Genomic DNA, 3814 nt, shown 5'->3' with positions numbered 1-3814 from the left:
AATCTAGGGAATTGGCGACACGCCGTAAAAAACACACTTTTTGTCGTTTAACCCTAAATTGTGTCGAATGTAAGTCTATATCAGTCCCTTACAGTCCGTTATCCACAATGTCGAAAACCCCGAATAACCAGCACAGATAAAGCAAATCCCCCGGTCATTAACGACCAGGGGAAATGCAAAAAGTGGAGCTGCCGGGACTTGAACCCGGGTCCTTCGTTGTATCGCCAGGGCTTCTCCGTGCGCAGTTCGCGGATGATCCTTGCTCGGCCCTCCGACTCGCACGAACACGTCTCGGAAGATGGGCCCAGTTATCAGTGAGTGTCCCTACTGGCCCTGATAACTCAGCCAGCAGGCTAGCTCTTTAGTCGATGCCAGGTTCCAAGCCAAGAGCATAACTTGGGCTGACAGACACGCGGTCGCTGCGATTTAATTAGGCAGCGAGGGCGTAGTCACGCTGAGAGTTCTTCTCTGCGTTTATTTGAGTTGTAACGCCGCTTACGGTGGCCGTTACCTTACACCGGCACGCTTCCCCTGGCTCAACAGACGAAGTCGAAACCAAATCAACCCCGCTGTTAGGGAAACCCTGTAGCATCAGAATACACCGAACCCAAGGTAGTAGCAAGCAGCCAAGGTAGCAGCAAGCAGCCAAGGTAGCAGCAAGCTCACAATAAGCAGCCGACATTGCACAGCGGGATTTCGTTAGCATGAACCAATGCGAACAAAAGTCTTGCTTATCCCCGCGTTCACCGCGAGCCTACTCTTGACGGCGTGTACACAACCCGACGAGGCGGCAGAACCGCCGACTCCTGCTAATAACACCTCGCAGCAGTTCCCCACCGTCGACGGCGAAGCGCAAGAGCTTCTGCGCGGAATGACGGTCAGCAATCTCGTCGACAAGCAATCGCAAGACACCGCTCGCGCTGCACTAGCCGATGCCGGTGTGCCAGAGCAGAGCATCACGCGGTTTTTCGAGCTGGTCGACGAATACAACACGGCCGTCCCCACAGACAGCCTGGTCAGCGATGGATTCACCGACTATGGCACACAGGATCCGGACTATGACGTCGCGGCGATCACCGCCGCCTGGCAAACGCACCATGCAAATTACGCGGGCACCAATTGCCGGATCAACACCTTCACACTGGCAGATTCGCTGTTCAGCGTGAATGACCAGGACGATCCAAACGAATCCTTGCTATTTATCGACCAGGAATCTCTGAACAACGCCCCTGGAGAAATCCTGGATGAACAAGAGCGCCGGAAATTCGCCGCGTTCTACAGCAACATACCGACGACCAGTCAGCAGGATCCGGCCCAGCATATCGCGGATATTCACGCGCATTTCGACGAACGCGGCATCGAATTTGCAGACACCGACGCACGGGTGATCTCGATGTTCTCGCACGATACACTGACCGACCCCGCCACTCTGTTTATCGGACATACCGGTGTCGCAGTACCGCTTGCCGACGGCTACCTGTTCCTGGAAAAAATCGCTTTCGACATGCCCTATCAGGCCATCACCGTGCGCGATCTCCAGCAGCTGAATGATTATCTGATGCAGAAATACGACGACGGGCCGGACCTGGAGTACGGCCGACCCATTATCTTCGATAACGACGAAGTCATCGAGGGCATGCGGTTTGCCAACAAGTAGTTAACACAGCGTGTCTGTGTTTTTGTCTCCGTTGACGTATTGCTGCAATGCGTATTTGATCGCGGTGACGTATTCGGTCGCACCGATCGGATCCGGGTGGATGCCGTCCTCGCGCAGTGCACCAGGAGTGTGCATCGCGTGAGTGCACCAGTCAGAGATATAGACGTTATCGTGCGTCTCCGCTGCCTCAATTATCTGTTCTCTGGCATGCGGCATCCAGGATCTATCCCCGTAGGGCAGCACCATGACTACTGTGCGATCCTCTCCGAGCACCTCCATCATCGAATCCATTTCGCCAGGAAGCGCTGAGCTGTTGGTGCCGAAGCCGAGCACTACGGTATCGCGCAGTAGTCCTTGCGAAGCCAGTGAGGAGGCGACCTGAATGCCTACACCCCAGGCACGAGAAACGTCAGCATCGACATAAATACCGGGGAATTCCGCGTCCAGTGCCGCATACGAGGCCAGCATGACCGAATCTCCGATCGCTGTGATCTCATCGCCGGTCGGCATGGTGCGGTCTGCAACATCTTTGTCCTTGGCTTTGCTCTCGCTGGCAGTGCCCGCACCGCTAGAGTTTCCGCCGTCTTTGCCATCACTGCTATCTGCGGCGGCAGCACCGGCATCATCGCCAGATTCGGCATCATCACCAGCACCAGCACCGTTTTCAGACTGGGCTTGCTCCTTCATCTGCTGACGCTGTTGCCGGTTTTGTTCCGCCAGAGCATCTAAATCTTGCTCCAGCTCCGTTTTCGCAGAGGAATTCACCACTGCATAGGCAGTTCCGCCAACCGAGCCCACGACCAGCACTAGCCCAACAGCCCAAGTAGCAATGGCCTGTGCCGAGGCGGATTTCTGTGGCCGGTGTTCCCAGACCTTGGTGAAGACTTTGCCATATCCCTTGCGTCGGAAAGGATTTTCTATCCAGCGATAGCTCATCTCGGAAAGGCCCAACGAAATCGCCAGGGCCAGAAATCCCAGCCACATAGCATGATTATCTACCGCTTCTTCCGGTGCCAGCTCACGGATGATCATGATCACCGGCCAGTGCCAGAGATAGATCGAAAAAGAGCGCTGGCCGAGATAACGCATCACCGAAAACTCGAAAATCCAGCGCAGTGGGCGCACCTCATAAACCACCGCATAAATCATGCCTGCACCAGCAAGGCTGGTGATAAACAATCCACCCAAGTATGGGAAAACGCCATCATCAGCCATAAAAACCAGTTGCACCACATAGACGGCCGTAGCCACCACGCCAATCGCCGCCGCCAAAAAGCGTGCCCGCATCAGTTCTAAGACCGGCCAAGAATCACGTGCCGGATTCGACTTGCTTGTGGTCATCAGCATCGCCAAAACGGCACCGATCAGCAAACCGAACGCGTGGGTATCAGTGCCGTAGTACACGCGCGTAGGATCTGCTTCCGGATCGTAGATCAAGGCCATCGCGATCGCCGAAGCCAAGGCAGCCAGCAACGAGACCAAAGCGATGTGCAAACGTTTGCGCGCACCCCACACCGCTAGCAGCGCGAACAGCCCCAGAGGCCAGAGTAGGTAGAACTGTTCTTCGACCGCCAGCGACCAATAATGCGCGAAAACTTCCACCTCACTATCCGCAAAATAGGAGGCAGAAGTAGCGATCTGGGTCCAGTTACTAACAAAAAACAGCGAACCCAGGAACTGGGTCCGGATATTCACAGCGAAATCGCCACCAATGATGCCTACGATCGCCGTGCACACCAACAGCACAGCAACCGCCGTCGGCATGATCCGGCGCAGACGACGCACCCAGAAATCTTTGAGGTTCAGAGTTCCGGTGGTGTCATATTCCCGCAACAACAGCGACGTGATCAAAAACCCCGAAAGCACGAAGAACATATCAACGCCGAGATAGCCACCGGGTAGAACATCGCCAAAGAAGTGGTAGACCACCACTGCTGCCACGGCTAACCCGCGCAAACCATCGAGGCCTGCAACTTGCCGCAATCGAGCACGAGCTTTAGACATGAATTCCAGCCTTATGCACCTTGCACGCCATTAAGAAAACACAATTCACCGGAAAAACCTCACTGCCGACGAAAATTACTAAACGTTGATGCCCTTCACACGGCGCCCTAATTCACGGGAAACTTCCCGGTTGATGTCACGACGTTTAATATC

At 55.0% G+C, this 3814-nt stretch carries 2 protein-coding genes and 1 other RNA gene; 1 reads left to right on the top strand and 2 read right to left on the bottom strand.

What is annotated here, in order from left to right:
- Positions 1-180: 180 nt before the first annotated feature.
- Positions 181-568: a transfer-messenger RNA gene (gene ssrA, locus RCH87_RS10265) on the bottom strand.
- A gap of 144 nt (positions 569-712) precedes the next feature.
- On the opposite strand from ssrA, the gene RCH87_RS10260 reads away from it, so the two are divergent.
- Positions 713-1657, top strand: a complete 945-nt coding sequence (locus tag RCH87_RS10260; RefSeq protein WP_306516601.1) for a DUF4300 family protein — start codon at positions 713-715, stop codon at positions 1655-1657.
- Here RCH87_RS10260 and RCH87_RS10255 read toward each other — a convergent pair whose 3' ends face one another.
- Entirely contained in the window at positions 1658-3661 is a 2004-nt protein-coding gene (locus RCH87_RS10255) for an acyltransferase family protein (protein WP_306516600.1), read from the bottom strand.
- Positions 3662-3814: the final 153 nt, after the last annotated feature.

The organism is Corynebacterium sp. (assembly GCF_030826625.1).
Taxonomy (GTDB): domain Bacteria; phylum Actinomycetota; class Actinomycetes; order Mycobacteriales; family Mycobacteriaceae; genus Corynebacterium.
This window is presented reverse-complemented; position numbering and strand designations above follow the sequence as displayed.